Origin of the sequence: Polaribacter sp. BAL334, assembly GCF_015767435.1 — a bacterium.
In the GTDB taxonomy this organism is placed as follows: Bacteria; Bacteroidota; Bacteroidia; order Flavobacteriales; family Flavobacteriaceae; genus Polaribacter.
In genome coordinates this window covers 74,293-98,991 of sequence record NZ_JADWOV010000230.1, presented here as the reverse complement: position 1 = coordinate 98,991, position 24,699 = coordinate 74,293, and the positions used below count along the sequence as shown (strand labels likewise).

The 24,699-nt window shown below is 30.1% G+C and carries 27 protein-coding genes; 15 read left to right on the top strand and 12 right to left on the bottom strand.

What is annotated here, in order from left to right; genetic code table 11:
- Positions 1–19 precede the first annotated feature (19 nt).
- The 3 genes from IU405_RS02805 to IU405_RS02795 are packed head-to-tail and all read left to right on the top strand — an operon-like array spanning position 20 to position 4,548.
- Positions 20–976 (top strand): glycosyltransferase family 2 protein, encoded by a 957-nt coding sequence (locus IU405_RS02805; RefSeq protein ID WP_197437096.1) that lies wholly within the window; start codon positions 20–22, stop codon positions 974–976.
- A gap of 27 nt (positions 977–1,003) precedes the next feature.
- Complete coding sequence (locus IU405_RS02800) at positions 1,004–2,719, top strand: phospho-sugar mutase (RefSeq protein ID WP_197437095.1); 1,716 nt, start codon at positions 1,004–1,006, stop codon at positions 2,717–2,719.
- The gene (locus IU405_RS02795) at positions 2,719–4,548 is read left to right on the top strand and encodes an ABC transporter ATP-binding protein (protein WP_197437094.1); all 1,830 of its coding nucleotides are present in this window, start codon (positions 2,719–2,721) and stop codon (positions 4,546–4,548) included. Before IU405_RS02800 ends, IU405_RS02795 begins: the two co-directional genes overlap by 1 nt.
- Positions 4,549–4,555: 7 nt before the next feature.
- Here IU405_RS02795 and IU405_RS02790 read toward each other — a convergent pair whose 3' ends face one another.
- Both IU405_RS02790 and IU405_RS02785 read right to left on the bottom strand, forming a co-directional pair.
- Positions 4,556–4,957 carry a hypothetical protein gene (locus tag IU405_RS02790; protein ID WP_197437093.1) on the bottom strand — a complete coding sequence of 134 codons (402 nt, stop codon included), beginning with the start codon at positions 4,955–4,957 and terminating at the stop codon, positions 4,556–4,558.
- The gene (locus tag IU405_RS02785; RefSeq protein WP_197437092.1) at positions 4,958–6,370 is read right to left on the bottom strand and encodes a CCA tRNA nucleotidyltransferase; all 1,413 of its coding nucleotides are present in this window, start codon (positions 6,368–6,370) and stop codon (positions 4,958–4,960) included. It lies immediately after the preceding gene.
- A 114-nt stretch (positions 6,371–6,484) separates the two neighbouring features.
- Here IU405_RS02785 and IU405_RS02780 point away from each other — a divergent pair, with 114 nt between their 5' ends.
- Both IU405_RS02780 and IU405_RS02775 read left to right on the top strand, forming a co-directional pair.
- A complete protein-coding gene (locus tag IU405_RS02780; RefSeq protein ID WP_197437091.1) occupies positions 6,485–7,288 on the top strand; it encodes an alpha-1,2-fucosyltransferase in 804 nt (267 codons plus the stop codon).
- Positions 7,285–8,031: a glycosyltransferase family 25 protein gene (locus IU405_RS02775; RefSeq protein WP_231749476.1), complete on the top strand. Its 747-nt coding sequence runs from the start codon at positions 7,285–7,287 to the stop codon at positions 8,029–8,031. The genes IU405_RS02780 and IU405_RS02775 overlap by 4 nt, the downstream gene beginning before the upstream one ends.
- On the opposite strand, the gene IU405_RS02770 is transcribed toward IU405_RS02775, so the two are convergent.
- The gene (locus IU405_RS02770; protein ID WP_197437089.1) at positions 8,028–8,786 is read right to left on the bottom strand and encodes a glycosyltransferase family 2 protein; all 759 of its coding nucleotides are present in this window, start codon (positions 8,784–8,786) and stop codon (positions 8,028–8,030) included. The genes IU405_RS02775 and IU405_RS02770 overlap by 4 nt on opposite strands.
- 9 nt (positions 8,787–8,795) lie before the next feature.
- Entirely contained in the window at positions 8,796–9,611 is an 816-nt protein-coding gene (locus tag IU405_RS02765; protein ID WP_197437088.1) for a 2,3,4,5-tetrahydropyridine-2,6-dicarboxylate N-succinyltransferase, read from the bottom strand.
- 118 nt (positions 9,612–9,729) lie between these two features.
- Between IU405_RS02765 and ruvX the strand changes: the two genes are divergently transcribed.
- The 4 genes from ruvX (at position 9,730) to mazG (ending at position 12,097) form a co-directional block, all read left to right on the top strand.
- A complete protein-coding gene (ruvX, locus tag IU405_RS02760; protein ID WP_197437087.1) occupies positions 9,730–10,140 on the top strand; it encodes a Holliday junction resolvase RuvX in 411 nt (136 codons plus the stop codon).
- 62 nt (positions 10,141–10,202) lie between these two features.
- A complete protein-coding gene (gene def, locus IU405_RS02755) occupies positions 10,203–10,778 on the top strand; it encodes a peptide deformylase (RefSeq protein ID WP_197437086.1) in 576 nt (191 codons plus the stop codon).
- A 41-nt stretch (positions 10,779–10,819) separates the two neighbouring features.
- Positions 10,820–11,230, top strand: coding sequence for a DUF5606 domain-containing protein (locus tag IU405_RS02750; protein WP_197437085.1), 411 nt, complete (start codon positions 10,820–10,822; stop codon positions 11,228–11,230).
- An 87-nt stretch (positions 11,231–11,317) separates the two neighbouring features.
- A complete protein-coding gene (gene mazG / locus IU405_RS02745) occupies positions 11,318–12,097 on the top strand; it encodes a nucleoside triphosphate pyrophosphohydrolase (protein WP_197437084.1) in 780 nt (259 codons plus the stop codon).
- A 163-nt stretch (positions 12,098–12,260) separates the two neighbouring features.
- Here the strand turns inward: mazG and lon are convergent, their stop codons facing one another.
- Positions 12,261–14,714, bottom strand: a complete 2,454-nt coding sequence (gene lon, locus IU405_RS02740; RefSeq protein ID WP_410896738.1) for an endopeptidase La — start codon at positions 14,712–14,714, stop codon at positions 12,261–12,263.
- A gap of 236 nt (positions 14,715–14,950) precedes the next feature.
- Between lon and IU405_RS02735 the strand changes: the two genes are divergently transcribed.
- From IU405_RS02735 to IU405_RS02720, 4 genes are read left to right on the top strand one after another with little or no spacing between them, the layout of a single operon-like run.
- The gene (locus IU405_RS02735) at positions 14,951–15,496 is read left to right on the top strand and encodes an RNA polymerase sigma factor (RefSeq protein ID WP_197437082.1); all 546 of its coding nucleotides are present in this window, start codon (positions 14,951–14,953) and stop codon (positions 15,494–15,496) included.
- 5 nt (positions 15,497–15,501) lie between these two features.
- Positions 15,502–16,017, top strand: coding sequence for a hypothetical protein (locus tag IU405_RS02730; RefSeq protein WP_197437081.1), 516 nt, complete (start codon positions 15,502–15,504; stop codon positions 16,015–16,017).
- The gene (locus IU405_RS02725; RefSeq protein WP_197437080.1) at positions 16,010–17,080 is read left to right on the top strand and encodes a hypothetical protein; all 1,071 of its coding nucleotides are present in this window, start codon (positions 16,010–16,012) and stop codon (positions 17,078–17,080) included. Before IU405_RS02730 ends, IU405_RS02725 begins: the two co-directional genes overlap by 8 nt.
- Before the next feature lie 26 nt (positions 17,081–17,106).
- Positions 17,107–17,838, top strand: a complete 732-nt coding sequence (locus IU405_RS02720; RefSeq protein ID WP_197437079.1) for a head GIN domain-containing protein — start codon at positions 17,107–17,109, stop codon at positions 17,836–17,838.
- Between the two features lie 71 nt (positions 17,839–17,909).
- On the opposite strand, the gene IU405_RS02715 is transcribed toward IU405_RS02720, so the two are convergent.
- The 7 genes from IU405_RS02715 to IU405_RS02685 all read right to left on the bottom strand — a co-directional run bounded on the left by IU405_RS02715 (position 17,910) and on the right by IU405_RS02685 (position 23,580).
- On the bottom strand, positions 17,910–19,085 hold the full coding sequence (locus IU405_RS02715) for a GlmU family protein (RefSeq protein ID WP_197437078.1): 1,176 nt from the start codon (positions 19,083–19,085) through the stop codon (positions 17,910–17,912).
- A 104-nt stretch (positions 19,086–19,189) separates the two neighbouring features.
- Positions 19,190–19,975 carry a choice-of-anchor V domain-containing protein gene (locus IU405_RS02710; RefSeq protein ID WP_197437077.1) on the bottom strand — a complete coding sequence of 262 codons (786 nt, stop codon included), beginning with the start codon at positions 19,973–19,975 and terminating at the stop codon, positions 19,190–19,192.
- 148 nt (positions 19,976–20,123) lie between these two features.
- Positions 20,124–20,993, bottom strand: a complete 870-nt coding sequence (locus tag IU405_RS02705; RefSeq protein ID WP_197437076.1) for a DUF5777 family beta-barrel protein — start codon at positions 20,991–20,993, stop codon at positions 20,124–20,126.
- Between the two features lie 2 nt (positions 20,994–20,995).
- Positions 20,996–21,544: a YceI family protein gene (locus tag IU405_RS02700; RefSeq protein WP_197437075.1), complete on the bottom strand. Its 549-nt coding sequence runs from the start codon at positions 21,542–21,544 to the stop codon at positions 20,996–20,998.
- 11 nt (positions 21,545–21,555) lie between these two features.
- Positions 21,556–21,984 carry an OB-fold protein gene (locus tag IU405_RS02695; protein ID WP_197437074.1) on the bottom strand — a complete coding sequence of 143 codons (429 nt, stop codon included), beginning with the start codon at positions 21,982–21,984 and terminating at the stop codon, positions 21,556–21,558.
- A gap of 4 nt (positions 21,985–21,988) precedes the next feature.
- Entirely contained in the window at positions 21,989–22,309 is a 321-nt protein-coding gene (locus tag IU405_RS02690; RefSeq protein WP_231749474.1) for a c-type cytochrome, read from the bottom strand.
- Between the two features lie 185 nt (positions 22,310–22,494).
- The gene (locus IU405_RS02685; protein WP_197437072.1) at positions 22,495–23,580 is read right to left on the bottom strand and encodes a LytR/AlgR family response regulator transcription factor; all 1,086 of its coding nucleotides are present in this window, start codon (positions 23,578–23,580) and stop codon (positions 22,495–22,497) included.
- 128 nt (positions 23,581–23,708) lie between these two features.
- Between IU405_RS02685 and IU405_RS02680 the strand changes: the two genes are divergently transcribed.
- A complete protein-coding gene (locus IU405_RS02680) occupies positions 23,709–24,146 on the top strand; it encodes an OB-fold protein (RefSeq protein WP_197437071.1) in 438 nt (145 codons plus the stop codon).
- Positions 24,139–24,687 carry a YceI family protein gene (locus IU405_RS02675; protein WP_197437070.1) on the top strand — a complete coding sequence of 183 codons (549 nt, stop codon included), beginning with the start codon at positions 24,139–24,141 and terminating at the stop codon, positions 24,685–24,687. Before IU405_RS02680 ends, IU405_RS02675 begins: the two co-directional genes overlap by 8 nt.
- Positions 24,688–24,699: the final 12 nt, after the last annotated feature.

Genomic DNA, 24,699 nt, shown 5'->3' with positions numbered 1-24,699 from the left:
CCGAAAACCACATTTAGAAATGGATATTTCAGTGGTCATTCCACTTCTCAACGAAGAAGAATCTTTACTAGAATTACACGATTGGATTGCAAATGTCATGCAATCCAATCGTTATTTATATGAAATCATTTTTATTGATGATGGAAGTACAGACAATTCTTGGAAAATTATTAAACAATTATCACAAAAAAACAACGCCGTAAAAGGCATTCGTTTTCAAAAAAATTATGGAAAATCTCAAGCGTTAGATGCTGGTTTTGAAAAAGCGCAAGGAAATGTAATTATTACCATGGATGCTGATTTACAAGACAATCCTGAGGAAATTCCTGAGTTGTACAACTTGATTATCAATGGCGATTTTGATTTGATTTCAGGTTGGAAAAAGAAACGTTATGACAATGTTTTTACAAAAAACATTCCTTCAAAACTATTCAATTCCATTGCTCGAAAAACATCAGGATTGCAATTGCACGATTTTAATTGCGGTTTAAAAGCGTACAAAAAAGACGTTGTAAAAGCCATAAAAGTGAGTGGTGAAATGCACAGATACATCCCGATTTTAGCAAAAAACGAAGGATTTACAAAAATTGATGAAAAAATAGTACAGCATCAAGCTCGAAAATACGGAGTTACCAAATTTGGAATGAGTAGATTTATCAATGGTTATTTGGATTTAATCACGATTTCTTTCTTGTCAAAATTTGGAAAAAGACCCATGCATTTTTTTGGACTTTGGGGTACAATCGTCTTTATTTTTGGATTTTCAGCAGCGATTTATATCGGAATTTCCAAACTTTACAAATTATATAATGGTATTAAAACGATTTTAGTAACTGACAATCCTTGGTTTTATATCGCGTTAACTTCCATGATTTTAGGGACTTTACTATTTTTAGCTGGCTTTATTGGTGAACTGATCATCAAATCAAAAAATGACGAAAAACATTATAAAATAAAAGAGCAACTTAATTACTAAATTTTATCTTTGTAAAAAAATTATCTAATGGACGCAATACAACAAAAAGCAATGGCTTGGTTAACGCAAACTTTTGATGCTGAAACACAAGCTGAGGTTCAACAAATTTTGAACAATAACCCTACTGATTTAGCTGATCGTTTTTACAAAGATTTGGAATTTGGAACTGGTGGAATGCGTGGAACTATGGGTGCAGGAACCAATAGAATTAACAAATATACTTTAGGAAGAGCTACTCAAGGCTTATCAAATTACCTCAACAAAAATGTAAAAAAATCAGAAATAAAAGTAGCAATTGCTTACGATTGCAGACATAATAGTAAAAAATTCGCAAAAATTGTAGCAGATGTTTTATCAGCAAACAATATCAAAGTTTTTTTGTTTGAAGATTTACGTCCAACTCCAGTTTTATCTTTCACAGTTCGTCACTTGAATTGTGATGCAGGAATAGTATTGACAGCCTCTCACAATCCACCAGAATACAATGGATATAAAGTGTATTGGGCTGATGGTGGACAAATTGTTCCTCCCCATGATTCAGGAATTATTGATGAAGTATATGCCATTGATTTTTCTGAAATTAATTTCAAAGCAAATGAGAATTTGATTGAAATGATTGGTAAAAATGTGGATGATGTTTTTATTGAAGAATCCGTAAAAAATGCAAGTTTGTCTGATAAAATCAATAGAAAAGATTTAAAAATTGTCTTCACTTCTATTCATGGAACTTCTATCGTTTCTGTTCCTGATGCATTGAAAAAAGCAGGTTATACTGATGTTCATATTGTGGAAGAACAACGAATTCCAAATGGTGATTTTCCAACTGTAAAATCTCCAAATCCTGAAGAACCTGAAGCGTTGAAAATGGCAACAGATTTGGCGAATAAAATTGGTGCTGATATCGTTATTGGAACAGACCCTGATTGTGATAGATTAGGTGTTGCAGTACGTGATGCTGAAGGAAATATGAAATTGATGAATGGAAATCAAACCATGGTTGTGATGACCAATTTCTTATTAAAAAAATGGAAAGAGGAAGGCAGAATCAATGGAAAACAATTTGTGGGTTCTACAATTGTTTCTACAGAATTGGTAAACGAAGTTGCTGCAAAATTTGGTATTGAAACCAAAGTCGGTTTGACAGGTTTCAAATGGATTGCAAAAATGGTAGTTGATTTTCCTGAAATGCAATTTATTGGTGGTGGAGAAGAAAGTTTTGGATATATGGTGGGCGATTTTGTTCGCGACAAAGATGCTGTAACTGCAACATTGTTAGCTTGTGAAGTGGCTGCGTATGCAAAACAACATGGAAGTTCATTTTATGATGAATTATTGAACATTTATGTAGAGAATAATTTCTATAAAGAACACTTGATTTCATTAACTAAAAAAGGAATGGAAGGTGCTGCAGAAATTCAGAAAATGTTGAGTGATATGCGAAACAATCCTTTATCAATGATTGATGGTGAAAAGGTGGCAACTTTGGCAGATTATGACAAAGCTATTTTGAAAGATATCAGAACAGGAAAAGAGACAAAAATTGATTTGCCAACTTCAAATGTATTGATTTATCAAACTGAAAATGGGACAAGAATTGCAGCAAGACCAAGTGGGACTGAGCCAAAAATCAAGTTTTATTTCAGTGTAAATGCTCCTTTAGATTCAAAAGAAAATGCAAAAACTGTGGAAGCAGCTTTGGATGCAAAAATTCAACGAATCATTAAAGAGATGAATCTTATTTAATGAAGCACTTTAAGGATATTCTAAAATACGAGAAAAAGTATCGAAAGTTTACATTATTAAACATTGTTTTCAACGTTTTTTATGCGATTTTCAACGTACTTTCTGTGTTGGCTTTTATCCCAGTTTTAAGTATCCTTTTTGAAAAAAATGAAAAAGTTACTAAAATTCCTGTTTATGAGGGAATTACAACCATTGGTGACTATTTAAAAGATAGTTTTTATCATTTTATAGCTCAAAAAATAGCGAATGAAGGCGAACTAAAAACATTGCTTTTTATTTGTTTATTGACACTTTCATTATTCTTTTTCAAGAATCTTTTTCGATATTTAGCTTCCTATTCCATTACTTTTTTAAGAACAGGAATTGTCAAAGATTTGCGTGATAAATTGTATCATAAAATCATAGAATTACCTATTTCTTATTTTACAGAAAAAAGAAAAGGAGACATCATTGCAAGAATGACTGCTGATGTTCAAGAAGTAGAATCTTCTATTCTAACTTCTATTGAAACCATTGTAAGAGAACCACTTACAGTAGTAATTGCGATTGTAATTATGTTTTTTATGAGTGTAAAATTGACGTTATTTGTCTTTATACTTTTACCAGTTTCAGGATTTATCATTTCATCAATCAGTAAAAAATTGAAAGCAAATTCGGCAAAAGCGCAACAAGAAACAGGTACTTTTTTGTCATTTATTGAAGAAACGTTGACAGGTTTACGAATCATCAAAGGTTTTAATGCTGAAAATGTGATTGAAAAAAAATTCAATACGTCTACACAACATTTTAAAAACTTGATGACCAGCGTTTTTCATAGACAAACATTGGCCTCGCCCATGAGTGAATTTTTGGGATCTGCAACAATTATTGCAATTCTTTGGGTTGGAGGTTCTGAAGTTTTATCGAAAACAAGTTCATTGCAATCAGAAGAATTTTTTGGATATATCGTATTATTTTACACCGTTTTAAATCCGATAAAACTCATCACAACTTCCTATTATAGCATACAAAAAGGAGAAGCTTCTGCTGAACGAATTATGCAAATTTTACACACTGAAAACAGTATTAAAGATTTGCCAAATGCCATTCATAAAGTTGATTTTACTGACGAAATATCTTTTCAAAATATTTCTTTTAAATACAAGAAAGAATACGTTTTGCAAGATTTTTCTTTGACCATCAAAAAAGGTCAAACTGTTGCTTTGGTTGGACAATCAGGAAGTGGAAAATCGACATTAGCCAACTTGATTACCCGTTTTTATGATGTTGACAAAGGAACTGTTTTGATAGATGGTATTGATATTAAACAAATGACTGTCAAATCGTTACGTGGATTAATGGGAATTGTATCGCAAGAATCTATTTTGTTTAATGACACAATTGCAAACAACATCAAATTAGGTGCGCAAGAAGCTTCTGAAGAAGCCATTTTAGAAGCCTCAAAAATTGCAAATGCGCTGGAATTTATTGAAAATTTACCTCAAAAATTTGATACGAATATTGGTGATAGTGGCAATACACTTTCTGGAGGCCAAAAACAACGTTTGTCCATTGCAAGAGCCGTTTTGAAGAATCCACCCATCATGATTTTGGACGAAGCAACTTCTGCTTTAGACACAGAATCTGAACAATTAGTGCAACAAGCGCTCGAAAAAATGATGCAAAATAGAACCTCTTTAGTGATTGCACATAGACTATCTACGATTCAAAAAGCTGATTTAATTGTAGTGATGAAAAAAGGTAAAATCGTAGAACAAGGAAAGCATGAGGAATTATTGGCCAAAAAAGGCGAATATTTTAAGTTAGTTACAATGCAAAGTTTAAGCTAAAACTTTTTCAATTGTTATTTTTATCTTGATATTTTAGTAATAATTCACCCATTTTTTGATGAATTAAATTCATGGCTTTCAAAGGTCTTAGCATCACTTTAAAACTCACTATTTTTCCTTCATCATTCCAAGAGATCATGTCAATTCCATTGATTAAAATTCCATCAACTTCAACTTCGAATTCTAAGATAGTTTCTGAATCATTAGCTACTTCTCTTACATATTGAAAAGAATCATTAAACAAAATTTCAAATGCCGCAGATAAATACATCAAAGTAAGTTGTTTTCCTTTTTGTGGTGTGTGCACAATTGGCGAGTAAAAAATCACTTCTTCCGCTAATATGGCTGATAATTTTGCCTTATTTTGATTAAAAATAATCTCGTGCCAAGTTTCAAGATGTGAGTTCATTCAGTGTTTTTTTAATCCTAAAGATTTCCCTTTTTGAATCATAAATTGATATGAAGCTTCATGTTCATTAGGAATTTCTCCTTCTAAAATGGCTTCTTTGATAGCTTCTTTGATAATACCAATTTCTTTACAAGGTTGCAAATTAAAAGCGTTCATGATCTCTTCCCCAGAAATTGGCGGTTGAAAATTACGAACATGATCACGCTCTTCTACTTCTTTAATTTTGGTTCTTACCAATTCGAAATTTTGATGGTATTTTTTAAATTTTGAAGGATTTTTGGTGGTAATATCAGCTTCACATAAAGTCATCAAGGAATGAATATCTTCTCCAGCATCAAAAATCAAACGTCTTACAGCAGAATCAGTAACTTCCGAAGCTAAAACAATGGGTCTTGAGCTTAATAACACCATTTTTTGAACAAATTTCATTTTAGTATTCAAAGGCATTTTTAAGCGAGTAAATAATTTATACACCATTTTTGAACCCACAAATTCGTGCCCATGAAACGTCCAACCTACTTTTTTACTAAACTTTTTAGTGGGTGCTTTTCCAATATCGTGCAACAAAGCTGACCATCGCAACCAAACATCTTCCGTATTTTGAGCAATATTATCAACAACCTCTAAAGTATGGTAAAAATTATCTTTATGTTTTTGACCTTCAACCTCTTCTACTCCTTTTAAGGCAATCAATTCAGGCAAAATCTGAGGCAATAAATTGGTTTTTTCTAGTAATAAAAATCCGATGGATGGTTTTTTTGATGCTAAAATTTTATGCAATTCATCCACAATTCGCTCACGAGTAATGATTTCTAAACGTTCAGCATTTTTGGTAATTGCAGCCAATGAATTTTCTTCAATTTCAAATCCCAATTGTGTAGCAAAACGAATGGCACGCATCATTCGTAAAGGATCATCAGAATACGTAATGTCAGGATTTAATGGTGTTTTAATCACTTGATTATGCAAATCTTTCATTCCTTCAAAAGGATCTACTAATTCGCCAAAATCTTCTTCATTTAAACTCAATGCAAGCGCATTAATCGTAAAATCGCGTCTGTTTTGGTCATCTTCTAAAGTTCCCTCTGAAACTTCAGGGTTTCTACTTTCTTCAACATACGATTCTTTTCTAGCGCCAACAAACTCAATTTCAATGTCTTGAAAACGCAACATGGCTGTTCCATACGTTTTAAAAACTTGAACTTTAGGCTTGTTTGGCAATAATTTAGAAACTTGATTTGCGAGATCTATTCCACTACCAACAGTTACAATATCAATATCTTTTGCAGTATCTCTTTTCAAAAAATAATCACGTACAAAACCTCCAATAACATAACTTTTGATATCTAGTTTTTTAGATGCTTGTGAAATAATGCTAAAAATTTCTTGAGAAATAGCCTCTTTGTGTGTCATATTTTTAAAAAGAAAGCGCAAATTTATTGTTTTAAGTTCTTTTAAGCATCAATTTGATAGAGAAAATTGTATTTACATTTGTACTTTTGTCGAAATGCAATTTATGAATAAAGAATGATTATTGTAAGAATTCTTGGTGGTTTGGGAAATCAACTATTTCAATATGCCTATGCTAAATCTCTGGCAGAAAAAGGATACCATGTAAAAATTGATGTTTCAGCTTTTAAAAACTACAAACTTCATGGAGGGTATCATTTGGATCAATTTAAAATTGATTTAGAAACGAGTTCTTCAACAGAAAATTTGTTTACAAAATATTTTTTTAATTTCCCTAAAAAGGAAAAAACCTTACTTTTTCAAGAGGATTTTTTAACTCCTTTCAGATACAAATACATAAAAGGATATTTTCAAACTGAAAAATATTTTGAAGATATTAGACCCATTTTACTAAAACAATTGGTTGTAAAAAAACAACTAGCGAGTTCTACAATTCAGTATTTAGAAGAAATTACCATCAAAAAAAACACCTGTGCTATTCACATCAGAAGAGGTGATTATATTTTGGATGAAAAAGCAAATAAAGTTCACGGAGTTTGCGACCTCAATTATTACAAAGAAGCCATCAAATTGATGCGTGAAAAATGTGGTGAAGTTCATTTTTTTGTGTTTTCTGATGATATAAATTGGGTAAAAAAAAATCTAAAAATTAAAAATTCAGTGTATGTCGAGCATGAGGTAATTCCGCATGAAGACCTACATTTAATGAGTTTGTGCAAACATAATATTACTGCAAATAGCAGCTTTTCTTGGTGGGCAGCTTGGTTAAATCAACATAAAAATAAAATTGTAATTGCGCCAAAACAATGGTTTGTGAACAAAGAAAATGAAGTTGCTTGTGACAATTGGATCAAACTATGAAAACTTACAAAGTATATTACATAAACTTAGATAAAAGTATTGAACGTAAGACTTTTATGGAAAATCAGTTTCAAAAACTGAATATTCCAATTACAAGAATGCCAGCTATTTATGGCAAAGAATTGCCTTATGAATTTTTAAAAAAAGCAAAAAAACAACATCAAATTCTTACCCATTTTCCTTATCTTAATGATGGAGAAATTGGATTGACAAAAACCTATTTTGAGTTGTGGAAAATTATTTCGAATCAAGAAGAGGATTTTTCTATAGTTTTAGAGGATGATGCTTTAATTTCGAATGATTTTTTTAAAGATTTGGAAATATTGTTAGACGCTGTTAGTTCTGATGATTTTATAGATATTTCAGGAAGGAAAGGTTTTTTTACATTAGAAAAAAATACGTATCTAACTAAATTTACAATTCCAGCTTTGCAAACTACAGGTCAAATCATTGGTAAAGAAGCTGCTAAAAAACTTTCTGAAAATATAAATGTTTTTTACTCTCCAATTGATGTTATTAAACAAGATATTTTCAAACACAAAATAAGAATTTTTACCACAAATAAAAATTATGTTTCTAGTAACGATAAAAATATAGGAGGAACAACTATTCAGCAAAAGAATTTACCAAAACTAAAGAAGATTTTCAGAGAAATAATTCGTCCTTTTTGGCAAATTTTAGCGTTATTTACTTATAAATTACAAAGATTTATTAGGAATTATATATTTTATAAAAAGGCTTAATTTTCTTTAATCCCTTTTTTCAATAACCAAAGTTTTAAATATTTGGTATAAACTCCGTAAGCTTGCGTTTTAGCGAAAATATATCCTGGAAATCCGTCTAAAAAACCCAATCTTATAAAATAATGTATCACAAATCTTGCAGGAGGTTTTATCAAAAAATGATATAAATTGACTTTCTTGCCTTTTTCAAAAAATTCTTTCCCTCTTAAAGCACCATAATGATTCATTTTAGAGATATAGTGGTCATACGATTTATATGAATAATGTTCAATTTTATTTTTAAAAAAGCCTAATTTACCTTTCGTTTCAATAGTTTCATGTACTGGACTGCCATTGTACCTACAAAATTCTTTTAAAAACAAACGAACCACTTTATCTCTTTGACATCCACCATAATTGATTTTTTTACCACAGAAATAAAAACTTCTTCTCACATAAAAACCAACAAAATCTTGTGGATTTTTTACTGCTTCCAAAATTTCTTTTTCAACCTCTGGTGTTACACGTTCATCAGCATCTAAAATATAAATCCAAGAATGAAGAGCTTGTTCAATCGCAAAGTTTTTTTGAGAAGAAAAATCATCAAACGTTCGTTTGATGATTTTTACATCAAATTGTGCTGCAATTTCCAGCGTTTTATCTGAACTAAGTGAATCTATTACAATGATTTCATCAGCAAAACTGACAGATTTTATAGCCTCCGCAATATGAATTTCTTCATTGAGCGTTGGAATAATTGCAGTTATTTTAGTCATTATTAGGTATTAAACAGCCACATCATATTCGCGTAAAGCGTCGTTTAATGAGGTCTTTTGATTGGTACTTTCTTTTCTTTTTCCGATAATTAATGCACAAGGAACTTGATATTCTCCTGCTGCAAATTTTTTAGTATAACTTCCTGGAATCACCACAGATCTTGCAGGAACAACTCCTTTCATTTCAATGGGCTCATCACCAGTAACATCAATAATTTTTGTACTCATGGTCAACACAACATTAGCGCCCAAAACAGCTTCTTTTCCAACTCTTACTCCCTCAACCACAATACATCTTGAACCGATAAAAGCACCATCTTCAATAATCACTGGAGCAGCTTGCAAAGGTTCTAAAACACCACCAATTCCAACTCCACCAGACAAATGCACATTTTTACCAATTTGAGCACAAGAACCCACTGTAGCCCAAGTATCAACCATGGTTCCTTCATCAACATAAGCTCCTATATTAACGTAACTTGGCATTAATATTGTGCCAGCTGCAATAAAAGCTCCATGTCTTGCAACTGCATTTGGAACAACTCTGATACCTCTTTCAGCAAAATTTCTTTTTAGAGGAATTTTATCATGATATTCAAAAATACCCGCTTCTAAAGTTTCCATTTTTTGAATCGGAAAATACAAAACCACTGCTTTTTTTACCCATTCATTCACTTGCCATCCTTCATGAATTGGCTCAGCAACTCTGAGTTCGCCTTTGTCCAATAAATCAACGACTTGTCTGATGGTTTTAATCGTTTTTTCGTCTTTCAATAATTCTCTATTTTCCCAAGCAGCCTCAATAATTTCTCTAATTTCGTTCATTGTTTTAAATATTTTTGCAAATATAAATTGATTCTTAAAAATGAAAAGCGAAGATACACTTTTTAAACAGATTCAAAAGGCTTGTTTAATTTCGTATTTTTGCAAAAAATAAAAAAATTTGGGACGCATTTTAGCCATCGATTTTGGGAAAGTACGCACAGGAATTGCTGTTACTGATGAATTGCAAATTATTGCATCTGGTTTGACTACCGTAAAAACGGAAGAATTAATTCCTTTTTTAAAAAATTATTGTGCCAAAGAAAAAGTAGCTATTTTTATTGTTGGAAAACCCAAACAAATGAACAATACTGATAGCGAAAGTGAAGCTCTCATTATCCCTTTTTTGGAAAAATTATCTAAAGAAATTCCTTCAATTCCTATCAAAAGAGTTGACGAACGCTTTACATCAAAAATGGCAGTTCAAACGATGATTGCAGGAGGTTTAAAGAAAAAACAACGAAGCAACAAAGCTTTGGTTGATGAAATTAGTGCGACCATTATTTTACAATCTTATTTATATAGTTCCTAAAAAGCGTTTAAAATTGGTATTTCAAAATTCTAATTGTATTTTTGCCGCGTAAAAAAAGAAAAATGATTTTACCCATAGTTGCTTACGGAGATCCTGTTTTAAGAAAAAAAAGCGTTGAAATTTCCAAAGATTATCCTGATTTAAACACATTGATTGCCAATATGAAAGAAACCATGTACAATGCTTCTGGTGTTGGATTGGCAGCTCCTCAAATAGGAAAAGCAATTCGTTTGTTTGTGATTGATGCATCGCCTTTTGCAGATGATGAGGACTTGAACAATGAAGAAAATGAACTGTTAAAAAACTTCAATCGTGTTTTTGTCAATCCACAAATTTTAAAAGAAGAAGGTGAAGAATGGGCTTTTAATGAAGGATGTTTGAGCATTCCTGATGTTCGCGAAGATGTGTGGCGTCATCCAACAATTACGATTGAATATCAAGATGAAAATTTTGAAAAACATACTGAAATTTTAACTGGATTAGCAGCTCGAATTTTTCAACATGAATATGATCATATTGAAGGAATCTTGTTTACTGATAAAATTTCTTCCCTTAAAAAAAGATTACTAAAAAGAAAATTAGAAAATATTTCAAAAGGAAAAATAAAAGCAGATTATAGAATGCGTTTTCCTAATTAAAATTCACTTAATTTAAAAAAATTAAAACAACATACACCTACATGGAATTCAATAAAATTATTTCAGTTACTGGCAAACCAGGATTATTTCAAGTAATTTCTCAATCAAAAAGTGCCATCATTGTAGAATCGCTTTTAGACAAAAAAAGAGTGGCAATCAATGCAACTCAAAATGTAAGTTTATTGGAAAATATTGCTATTTACACCTATGAAGAAGACATGCCTTTATTGAATGTTTTCAAAGCAATTGCTGAAAAAACAACTGGTAAAGAAGCGATTTCACACAAAGAAAATGATAAAAATTTAATTTCTTTTTTCGCTGATGCAATGCCAAATTACGATGCTGAAAGAGTGTATGTTTCCAACATTAAAAAGGTGATTCAATGGTTTAACATTTTAGTAAATACTGGAATGGATTTTTCAGCGATTGAAGAAAAAAAACAGGAAGCCTAGGTTAGTTTTTAGTTGTTGGTTTTTAGTTATTAGTTGAAACTTTGCATCTTTGGAACTTTGAATCTTTAAAACTTTTAAACTCTATAAATGAATTCAAGAAAATGGCAATTAGAAGCATTCAATAGATTGTTGGATATCATGGACGATTTGCGCGAAAAATGTCCTTGGGATCAAAAACAGACTTTTGAAACTTTGCGTCATTTGACAATTGAGGAAACCTATGAATTGGCAGATGCTATTTTAGAGAATGATTTGCAGGAAATCAAAAAAGAGTTGGGAGATGTTTTGTTACACATCGTTTTTTATGCAAAAATCGGAAGTGAAAAAAATGCTTTTGACATTGCTGATGTTGCGAACGCAATTTCCGATAAATTGATTGACAGACATCCTCATATTTACGGTGATGTAATTGTTGAAAATGAAGCTGATGTAAAACGAAATTGGGAGCAATTAAAACTGAAAGAAGGTAAAAAATCAGTGTTAGAAGGCGTTCCAAAAAGTTTACCTGCAGTTGTAAAAGCGAGCAGAATTCAAGAAAAAGTAGCTGGAGTTGGTTTTGACTGGGAAAAACCTGAACAAGTTTGGGAAAAAGTGCAAGAAGAATTGGCTGAATTAAACGAAGAAATTAAAAATGGAAACAACGCAAATATCGAAAAAGAGTTTGGTGATGTGTTATTTTCAATGATAAATTATGCACGATTTATTGGCGTAAATCCAGAAAATGCGTTGGAAAAAACGAATAAAAAATTCATCAATCGTTTTCAGTTTTTAGAGGAAACTGCCTCAAAAGAAGGAAAAAAATTAGCTGAAATGTCTTTGACTGAAATGGATGTGATTTGGGAAAAATCAAAAGAATTTTTTAGATAGAAAATTACAATTTTAGTCTTTTTATGAAAAAAAGAACGAAACTTTTTTTGCTGATATTTGTAATTATAATTACAATAATTTACGTAAAATTAATGGTTGATTTATTCCAAAGACAATTTATAAACTCATAAAAAAACCTCTGAATTTCAGAGGTTTTTTTAATTTATATTAATTTCTTAGCATTTGCTACTTTTTGTTTCGTAAGTGCAAGTTCTATTACTTGTTTCATATCCGAAACATAATGAAAGGTTAAGCCTTTTAAATAACTTTCTTTAATTTCAAGAATGTCTTTTTCATTGTCTTTACACAAAATTATTTCTTTGATATTTGCTCTTTTCGCAGCCAATATTTTTTCTTTGATTCCGCCAACAGGCAATACTTTTCCACGCAACGTAATTTCGCCAGTCATGGCTAATTTATTTTTCACTTTTCGTTGCGTAAAAGACGAAACTAAAGATGTCAGCATGGTAATTCCTGCACTTGGACCATCTTTTGGAGTAGCTCCTTCTGGAACGTGAATATGAACATTATATTTATCTATAATATCTTGATTGATGCCAAATTCCTCAGCGTTCGATTTGATATATTGCATTGCAATAGTAGCAGATTCTTTCATTACAGTTCCTAAATTTCCTGTAATTGAAAGCACTCCTTTTCCTTTGGATAATATAGATTCTATGAATAAAATATCCCCTCCTACACTTGTCCAAGCTAAACCTGTAACCACACCAGCAACATCATTGGTTTCATATTTATCTCTATTTCTTGGTGCTCCTAAAATTTCTTCTACTTTTTCAGAAGATAAAACCACGTCATATGCTTCTTCTAAAGCCACTGATTTTGCAGCAAAACGAACTACTTTCGCAATGTGTTTTTCTAAACTACGAACACCAGATTCGCGTGTATATCCTTCAACAATTTGCTCAATCTGTGGTTTTCCTAACTTTAAATCTTTCGCAGTTAAACCGTGTTCTTTGAGTTGTTTTGGTAATAAATGTTTCTTTGCTATTTCAACTTTTTCTTCAAGTGTATATCCTGTAACATTGATGATTTCCATTCTATCTCGCAAAGCCCAAGGAATTTGATTTAAATTATTGGCAGTTGCAATGAATAAAACTTTGGATAAATCATAGCCAACTTCCAAATAATTATCATAAAAAGCGGTATTTTGTTCAGGATCTAGCACTTCTAACATGGCTGAAGATGGATCTCCTTGATGACTTTGTCCCAATTTATCAATTTCATCCAACACAAAAACAGGATTTGAAGTACCTGCTTTTTTCAAATTTTGAATCAAACGTCCAGGCATTGCTCCAATATAGGTTTTTCTGTGACCACGAATTTCTGCTTCATCGCGCAAACCTCCTAAAGACATGCGCACATATTTTCGTCCTAAAGATTCTGCAACCGATTTTCCAAGAGATGTTTTTCCAACTCCTGGAGGTCCATACAAACACAAAATGGGCGATTTCATATCTCCTTTTAGTTTTAAAACAGCCAAATGTTCAATTATTCTCTCTTTCACTTTTTCCAACCCAAAATGATCTCTATCCAAAATTCTGGTCGCTTTTTTCAAATCAAATTTATCTTCAGAAAATTCTCCCCAAGGCAACTCTAACAATAATTCTAAATAACTTCTTTGCAAACCATATTCAGCTGCTTGCGAATTCATTCGTTTTAATCGATTCAATTCTTTACCAAAAGTTTCCCCAACTTCTTTAGACCATTTTTTTGATTTTGCTTGATGCTGCATTTCCTCCAATTCTTGATCGTAAGAAACTCCTCCTAATTCTTCTTGAATGGTTTTTAATTGTTGATGTAAATAATATTCACGTTGTTGTTGGTCTAAATCTTCACGTGTTTTTGACTGAATATCATTTTTCAATTGTAATTTTTGAAGCTCTTTATTCAGGTTTTTAAGTGTCAATAATGCACGCTCTTTTAGATTGTCTTTTTCTAAAATTACTTGTTTTTGCATCACACTTAAATCCATATTAGAGGCAATAAAATTGACTAAAAATGAATTCGAATGAATATTTTTAATCGCAAAAGAAGCTTCAGAAGGCAACATCGGATTTTCTTTGATAATCTCCAATGCCAATTCTTTTATAGAATCAATAATTGCTTCAAATTCTTTTGCATCATCAATTGTTCTCTCTTCAATTGCCTCTCTAACAGTCGCTTTTAAATACGGTTTTTCCTCAATAATTTGTTCAATTTCAAAACGTTTTTTTCCTTGAATAATGATGGTTGTATTTCCATCAGGCATTTTCAAAACACGTAAAATTTGGGCAACAACTCCAGTTGTATGAATGTCTTTCAACGTTGGTTCTTCAACATCTTCATTACGTTGTGCTACAACTCCAATAATTTTATTGCCTTTATTGGCGTCTTTTATCAACTGAATGGATTTGTCTCTTCCAGCAGTAATTGGAATTACAACTCCTGGAAATAGCACTGTATTTCTTAATGGAAGAATGGGTAAAATTTCAGGAATACTTTCGTTATTTATAATCTCTTCATCCTCAGGTGTCATTAACGGAATTAATTCAGAATCTTCGTTCATGATGTTTTGAAACGACAAACTGTCTAATTTTATAATTTTTGTTTTGCTCATTTGTTTTTTTTCTGTCATTCTGACATTGATTTATTATTTGAAAATCAACCAACATCTTTCATTTATATCTAAAATAATCATTATCAACATATTAAACAAGATAATACAATTATTTTTATGAATAAGTTCAATTGTTATGCCAAATAAAGTCACAAAAGTTTTAAAATTATTACATTTAATTTTAAAAAAGTGTCACAAGTTTTAAAATACTAGGTCTTTAAATTAGAAACGTTTTATTGGAAGCTAACCAACCACATATCATCCATTTGATTGAGCACTGTAAAAAGTCGGATAAAAATGCTCAATTGCAACTGTACAAAGCCTATTATAAGGCAATGTATAATACTGCAATTCGAATTTTGAAAGATAGTTTTGAAGCTGAAGATATCATGCAAGAGGCTTTTTTAACAGCTTTTACAAAAATGGATTCATACAAAGGTGAAGTTACTTTTGGAGCTTGGTTGAAAAGAATCGTAGTGAATAAAAGCATCAATCAATTGAGAAAAAATAATCGGTATGAAATGGCAAAAATGGAAATTATTCCTAATGATGAAATTGAAGAAGAGTCCTTTGAAACCAACAAATTAGACCCTAAAATAATTTTAAATACAATACAGAGCTTGAAGGAAAATTATAGAATAATTCTTACGTTATACTTGATTGAAGGATTTGATTATGAAGAGATTCAACAAATTTTGAATTATACGAATGAAAATGTAAGAACTACCATTTTGAGAGCAAAAAACAAACTAAAGCAAGTATTACTCGCTGATATGATATAACTATTATGAAAAACAATTTTGAAAACTATTTTTCTGAAACTGATTTTGATTTTCAAGAACCTGAAAGTGGCCATTTTGAGCGATTTGAAAGCAAGCTAAAATCCTCAAAAAAAAAGGATGCAATTTCTTGGAAATGGCTTTCAGTAGCAGCATCAATATTAGTAATGATTGGTTTTGGACTTGGAAAAATGCAACAAAAATCTACTATTGATTTGGCTGATATTTCACCAAAAATGGAAGAAGTTCAAGGGTATTTTGTTTCCACAATTCATCAAAAAACCAACCTATTAGAAAAAAACAAAACTCCTGAAAATGAACTAATTATCAAACAAACCTTGATGCAATTAGAAGGTTTAGAAAAAGAATATCAACAGTTGTTAAAAGAATTAAACAAAGAAGGAAACCAACAAAAAATCATCAATTTTATGATTGAAAACTACCAATTACGATTGGAAATTTTAGAAAATATGTTGAAAAAAATAAATCAAATTAAAAAATTTAAAAATGAAATTTATGTATAAAATTACTCTTTTATTACTGCTAATTCCATCAATACTTTTTGCAACAATTGATGATGTAAAACACGAAAAAATTAAAAAAATCAACAGAGAATTTACTGTTTCTAAAAATGCAAATCTACAGTTACTCAATAAATACGGAAACGTAACCATAACTTCTTGGAACGAAAATAAAGTGGTTATTGAAGTTGTAATTACAGTTAAAGGCAATGATTTAGGAAGAGTTGAAGATAGAATTGAAAATATTCAAGTTGAATTTAAAGCAAGTGCTGATATGGTTATTGCAAAAACAATTTTAGAAAGTGGTGAGAAAAACTGGAATTGGTGGAAAAAAAGTGACAATTTAAATTATAAAATTGATTACTTTGTGAAAATGCCAAAAACCAATTCTATTGATGTAAAAAACGAATATGGAAGTATTTTCTTGGACGCTTTGTCAGGAAATGCAAATATAAAATGCGAATATGGTAAAATTATTTTGGGCGAATTGTGGGGAGAAAGTAATACCATCAATTTGGATTATTGCTCATCATCAAGTATTTCTTATGTAAAAAATGGGATTTTAAATTTGGATTATTCAAAATTATCGATAGAAAATTCAGAAAAAATAAAATCAAATTCTGATTACACCACATTGGAAATCAATAAAGTAAAAGAAATTAATTTCAATGCTGGTTATGGTTCTTTAAAAATTGAAGATGCAGAAATGATAGTTGGAAGTTCTGATTATACTGGATTGCGTTTTGGTTCTATCAGTAAAAAACTACAAATTGAAACAGATTATGGCTCAATTTTTGTGAAAGATTTAAAAAAAGATTTTGAGTCTGTACTCATAAATGGAGAATTTACAACCATAAAAATAGCAGTTTCGCCTGAAGCAAATTTTAACATTATTCTAGATTTAGAATATACAGGTTTTAAAGAAAATAATGATAAAATTGCATTCCAAACAAAAATTGAAAAATCAACCAAAAAATATTACGAAGGGAAATTTGGAAAAGGAAATTCAAATTCAAAATTGGTTGTAAAATCTCAATATGGAAGTGTGTCAATCAATGAAAATTAAAAATAGTAATCAAACAACTAAAAATTATGAATAAAAATTTAAAATTATCAATCGTCCTTTTTCTATCCTCATTTGCAATAAACTCTCAAAACTGGGGAAATGGAGAAAAAGTGAAAGGAAATGGAAATATCATTACCGAAACAAGAACAACTTCTGAATATGATGAAATTAGTGCTGGAGGATCATTTGATGTGGTTTTGGTAAAAGGCAAAGAAGGAAGCATCAAAATTGAGGGTGAAGAAAACATCATTCCATATATTGAAATAGAAGTAAAAAATGGGAATCTACAAATCAAATATAAAAGAAATGCTAATATTAGTACTACAAAAAAAATGACAATTACTGTTCCTTTTACAAAAATTAGCAAAGTTTCTTTAGGTGGTTCAGGTAGTATTACTAATGAAAATGTCATCAAAACAGCCGATTTTTCAGCTTCATTAGGAGGTTCTGGAAATATCAAATTAACAATTGAAACAAGTTCAATGAGCGTAAATATTGGTGGTTCAGGAAATATTGAATTGTCTGGAAAAACAAATGAGTTTGAATGTTCTGTTGCTGGCTCTGGAAATGTGAATGCTTTTGATTTAAATGCTGAAGTAACAAATGCTACAATTGCGGGTTCTGGAAACATTAAAACTACCGTAACTAAAAAAATAAAAGCTAAAGTTGTAGGTTCAGGAAATATCTACTACAGTGGAAATCCTGCTGAAAAAGATGTAAAATCTGTAGGTTCTGGAAAAATAATTCATCAAAATTAGTAGAAATAAATACTTGTAAAAAAGCCCTTAAAAATGAATTTAAGGGCTTTTTTTATGATATAAATTTTACATTAAAAATTTCGATATTGTTTTGTGATTTCAAAAATGTGTTCTAAAATTCGTTCATCTTGCTCATCAAACTCCATATTTCTGCGACTCATCACCACTTTTGCCACTTCAAAAACTTTGTCAGTTTTATATTCTGTAAAACCTGAAGCTCCTCCCCAACTAAAAGAAGGAACAAAGTTTCTTGGAAATCCACTTCCAAAAATATTGGCACTCACACCAACCACAGTTCCTGTATTAAACATAGTATTGATACCGCATTTAGAATGATCACCCATCATCAACCCACAAAATTGTAAGCCAGTTTTTGCAAATCTTCCAGTGTTATAATCCCATAATTTTACTTCTGCATAATTGTTTTTTAAGTTAGAATTATTGGTGTCAGCACCCAAATTACACCATTCACCCAAAACAGAATTTCCTAAAAAACCATCATGACCTTTGTTAGAATATCCCATTAAAACGGAGTTATTAACCTCTCCTCCTACTTTGCAATGTGGCCCTAATGTAGTTGCACCATAAATTTTTGCGCCCATTTTTAAAGCTGAATGTTCGCACATTGCTAAAGGACCTCTTACAACACAACCTTCCATAATTTCTGCATCTTTTCCAATATAAATTGGCCCTGAAGATGCGTTTAAAAAGGCAAATGTGATTTTTGCGCCATCTTCAATAAAGATTTTTTCAGGATTGATTACTTGAACCGTTTTGGGAATTGGTTGTGATGTTCTCTCTTTTGTCAACAGTTCAAAATCTTGCTGAATTGCTTTGTCATTTAGCGAAAAAATATCCCACGTATTTTTTACACGAAGTAATTCATCCTCAAATTCAATTTGATGATACGAATCAAAATCAACTTCTTCTTGAGAATCTGAAGTGTAAAATGCAATTACATCATCTCCTTTAAAAATGGCTTCATTTTTTGAAAGATTTTTTATTTTTTTTACCAATTTTTTTGTTGGGCAAAAAGAAGCGTTGATTAAAATGTTTTCTTCCAATTCAATCATTGGATATTTTTCCTCCAAATAATCCTCAGTGATTGTCGATGTTGTAAAACCTAAATAATGTTCCCATTTTTCACGAATTGTTAAAATACCAATTCTTAAATCAGCAACAGGTTTTGTAAATGTAAAAGGTAATAACGAGTTTCGAACATCGCTATCAAATAAAATATAGTTCATGGCAGCATTCTTTAGATACTTTACAAATTTACTTTAAATCAACAACAAAAAAAACCGATTGTTTAAATTACAATCGGTTTAAAATAAGTGACTTTACTTTTTCATTATTGTTTGATGAATTTTTTCAAACCTGTTTTTCCATCAGAAATAACTTTTACAAAATAAACACCTGAAGATAAGTTAGATACATTTATTTTAGTATTACTTCTTGTTACTTCTTGATTGTAAACTTTTTTTCCTGAATAATCATAAAATGTTACCATTGCATTTTCTTCATTATCTGAAAAACGAATAAATAAATTGTTAGATGATGGATTTGGAAACATTTCAAATTCCAATTTAGATAACGCATCAACACTTAAGGAAGGTACTGAATTCGATTTTCCTAAAAAAACTTGATCTCCTGAATTAGAAAAATTACCATTTCCTGAAACTGAAGCCCCATAAAATGTAATTTTTCCTTGTTCTGAAGAAGGTGAAGTCCATTTAAAAGACCAAGAGTTTTGTCCATTTCCTGAACTTGTATGGATGATTCTTTTATTATTATCAGCAGTTTGAGTGGCCGAATTTACAGAACGAAATGTTCCCACTTTTGAATTATTATTGTCTTTTTCTGCAGTTACTTGAAAACCATTTCTAGTTCCTCCACCAGAATTTGTGATCGTAATATCATATTCTGTATTGAAATGATATCCCGTAACTGGAATGTTTGTAGTAATTGTAATATTACTATTATTTGCAGTTCCTGAATGACATTGTGTACAATTATTTCCTCCATCACCTGGAGAACCAGAAAGCGCACTTCCATTTCCTGAAGAGAAAGAAAGTAGGAAAATTGCAGAAATCGGAATTAATAATAAAATAGATTTAAAGATGTAATTTTTTTTCATGGTTTTAGTTTTTATTGGTTTGTTTGATGATAATACTTTTATTTTAAATGATTACAAATCAACTTAAAATTAACTTTCCTGACAATTATTTCTATGTAAAGCCGAAGAATCCTATTTTAAAAGTGAAAAAATTCAGTTGAAATTGTTATTAAAAAGTTCTCGAAATATTAAATCCAAAGTGAATATCTCCTCCAAAAAAGTTTCCAGTCGTTTCAGCTATAAAACTTTTTTCAATCATAGTAATGGAATTTGACAATATCAATTGAAATACATGTCCTCCAGTTTCAATATCAAATCCTATTGCCAATGAATTTCTTGCATTGATAGAAACAGATTCATTAAAAGAATGGAAATATTCAGAATTGAAAGAAACTCTATTTGATAATTTTACTCTACTACCAAAACCCAAGGCAAAAATATCATGAGGATCTTCTGCGATTTTCACTGTATTTCTGTGAATATAGGTAGGTGTTAATTGTAATGATAACCCTGAATTTATTTTTCTGGCAATTAAAACTTGCCCCACATAAGAAAGACTTTCTGCAAAAGATCTTTTATCTGTTGGAGGATAATCCTTTAAAGTTTTTACGGCAACACTACCAAATAATGAAATGGCTAAGGGAAATGAATTTTCGCCTGATTTTTGATGAAATAATGAATATTTTATAAAGGAATCATACGTTTTTTCGTAACTGCTTCTTCCAATTCCAAGGGTGATATTGTCATTCAATCCATATTCAAAAGCAAAACGAATGTTTGATTGATCTAAGCCAAACAATTCATCAAATCCTAAATTTATTCTACCAAATCTGTGCGAAATAATAAATTCTAATTCTTTGTCTTTTCTGTTTTTAACAGAATGCCCGTTTAAAATTCGTGTCCCTTTAAAAATGGAATTTTCAATTTCAGAAGGCACTTTCTTTGTAGTTTCCTCTTCTAAAATATCTAATAAATCTTCCTGAGAATAACTAAATGTTATTGAAAAAAAAGTGAGTAAAATGAATACAAATGATTTCATATTTATTGTTTTTGAAATGGTTGATGGTTGAAGTCAAAGCTTATTTTGATGTTTTTGGCAATGTTTTTGGCAACTACTGCAGGAATTTTCACTTTAAAATCGTCAAGATTTATTGTAAAATCGCCAATAGCAGTAATTTCTGATGCTGTTTTTGAAAACAAACCTTCAATTGTTATCTCCTTTGATTCTCCGTGAATTGTGATGGTTCCTTTCACTTGAAATTTTGATGGAGAACTAGAAATGTTTGAAAAATTTAAAATAGTTCCTTTAAAAGTTGCCTTCGGAAATTTGTCCGATTCAACATAATTTTCATTAAAATGTTCTTGCATTAACGCTTTTTCGAACAAAAAAGATTTCATCAAAATTGAAATTGCCATTGATCCATTATTTGTATCAATAATGCTTAAAACTTGTTGGTTTTTTGCCTCAATATTTTCTATTGGCGCTTTTGAAAAAAAAGTAATTGTTCCATTTTTTGTAAGATATCGTTCTTGCGATTGAACCAATTGCAAACAGAAAAATAAAAAGAGTGTTGATAAAAAATAGTTCATAATTGGTTGCTTTATTGATTGATTATTTCACATCTAACAAGTATTACATCCATTAAGAATCCTGTGCAAATTCCTTTTATCTGAATGTTTTGTCCGATTTTTATTTGTGGTAAAATTTGAGTTGCTTCTTTGGATAAATGACACAATACGCTTCCAAAATCATCGGCTGTTTTTAGTGAAATTATGCCATTCTCATCCTCTGTTTTTATGGATGAAATAGTTCCATTGACTGCAATTAATTTATCAAGATAATTGGCATTTGCAGTAGTTTCATTTATTAAAAATTCATCAATAAGTTGTGTTGCTTGAATGGTAATTTTGGGTGCTGAAGAAGAAATATCAAGATGTGATTTGTTCGCCATTTTGAAGCCAATAACTCCTCCAATTATTGCTATAATTAGGAAAATGAATAGAATTCCTTTTTTTGATAGTAGTTTCATTTTCTTAATTATTTAAAGCTCCTTCATCAACCCAACAACTAATCGCTTGGATTTCTTCATTTGTTAATGAACTTCCTTGTGGCATTCTTCTGCTTACCACTTCTGATTTTATTGAGTTTGCATTACTGCTTACTCCATTGTAAGTTGTCAAATTTGGTGAATTGCCTCCTTGTCCATGACATTGAATACAATTGTTATCAATGATTGTTTTTACATGCAGAGAAAAGCTTCTTGTTTTGCAAAAATCTTCTATTGGATTTTCTTCAATTACCTCTTCTACATTGTTTAAACAGGAACTATGAGTTGATACAATTAAAAAAATCAAAAGAAAAATTTTTAGTGATTGAAATACATTTTTCATGGTTGAGGTTTGTTTTGGATTTTAATACAAAAATGCAAGTATTATATTTAATATACAATTTAACTAAACTGAAAGGGAAAGAAAAGATTGTGAAAGGGAAAATAAACTGTTAAAAGTAATTTTAGCAAGTTGAAATAATTTGTTTCAAATTACATATTTAACCATTGTTTAAACTCAGCAGCTTTGTTTTTACTGATGATAATATCTTCAGTAGTTTTTGTGTGCAACACAATTTTCAATTGGCTATTTCCATATTTTAGAATTTTATCAATTGCAGAAATACTGATGATAAACTGTCTGTTGGCTCTAAAAAACAATGAAGGATTAAGCTGCGTGAAAACTTCATCCAAACTTGCATTAGAAATGGATTTATTTCCATCAAAACTGACTACAAAAGTGATGGAATTTTCAGTATATACATACGCAATATCATCAATCAAAATAGGAACTAATTCATTTCTGATATATGTCAAGAGTCGCTTTTTTTCTTTGTCTTGAGAATCATCAGAAGTATTTTTTATGTCACTTATCGCAACTTTTTCTTTGTATGAAAATAAATCTGAATTCAATTTTGAAAGATTCACCACTTCAGTAGTTAAACTCGAATTTTGTTGTTCCAATTCCTTTTCATAAGCACTTCCAATTATTCTAACTAAAAAGAAAGACAGAACAATAACTGTCAAACCCATAATTAAAAAAATCAAGTGAAAATTGATTTTTAGTGCTTTTAATTGATTGTTGATGCTTTTAATTTGAACATTTGCTGCAACAATTAAATCCGTTTTTTTCAATGGAACAATGTAAATAATTTCTGAAGTTGCATTGATATTTGCATGCGTCAATAAATCATATAAATTATCAGAATTGTTTTTTTCATTGAGTGATAATAATAAGGATTGATCTGAATTTACAAGCTGACCAACCTTCGTTTTATCTGGATTACAAACTTCTTTTCCTCCCCAATCAAATACACTAATAAACCAAGAATTATTATCTGTTTTATCTATAATTTGCTGTAAATTTTCTATAATTTTTTCTTTACTTATTTCCGATTCTAATTGAAAATCAAGCATTTTTGCAATTTCATTAGCTTCTCTTTTACTAGATTCTACTTGCGCTTCAATCAATTGATTGGCACTTAATTTAATAAAGTATTGAGAGGCAATAATTGCCACAAACAGAAAAACAATTGTTATTGCAATAAATGTCAAAAAATACAATCTATCTTTTTTCATTTTAGAAGTTTGGTTTGAAATTATCTGCCATTATTTTGCGGTAAAATTAGGGCTATTTAGGATTATTTTTTCCTCCTTAACAATATTTTTTTCTTTAATTGAATACTTTTAGCTTTATTTGATGTCAAATGAAACTAAAAATAAACAAATTAACAGTTTTCTTATTGCTACTTTTCCTTTTTGTAGGATTTGTAGTGAAATTTACTATTTTTAAAAATTCAGAAAAAAGTATAGCAAATCAAACAGCAATTGCAACGCTGAATTCTGATGAATTAGTAAATTCATTTACATTGGATGAAAAAAAGTCAAATGCATTATATGAAGGGAAAATCATTGAAGTTACAGGAAAAATTAAAGAAATTTCATTCATAAACCAAAGAATTACTGTTATTTTGACAAGCAATAATAAAACTTTTGGTGTAATTTGCGATATGAATCCGAATCAAAAAGAAAAAATTAAAAAACTATCCATAAATCAAAAAATAACTGTGAAAGGTATTTGTAAAGGTTTTTTGAAAGATGTCATTTTACTAGATTGCTTTATAGATTTTTCCGCCAATGAATAAAATAATACCCTTCTTTTTATTGATATTTACCTTATCAAGTCCGCAAAAAAATTCAAAACAATTTATTGCCAGACAAGGACAAATATCATTTTTCTCATACACTTCAGTAGAAAATATTGAAGCAAATAACAATCAAGTTTTAAGCATTTTTGACACAGAAACAAACGAAATTGCGGTAAACATGTTAATGAGAGCTTTTGTGTTTAAAAAAGATTTGATGTATGAACATTTTAATGAAAGTTATATAGAATCTGATTTGTACCCAAAAGCCACTTTTGAAGGAAAAATACTCGATTTCGAAAAAAATAATAACCAATTACAAACTAAAATTATTCGTGGAAAATTAACAATTCATGGAATTTCAAAACAAATTGATATTAAAACTAACATTGAAAAAAGTAAAGATTCTTACTCTATGACTGGGGAATTTATTGTTGCTGTAAGTGATTTTCAAATTAAAATTCCACCAATTTTAGCGAGTAATATTGCCAAAACAATTTCAGTAAAATTTAGATTTCAATTCCAACCTTATGAAGAATAATCGTCTCATCAT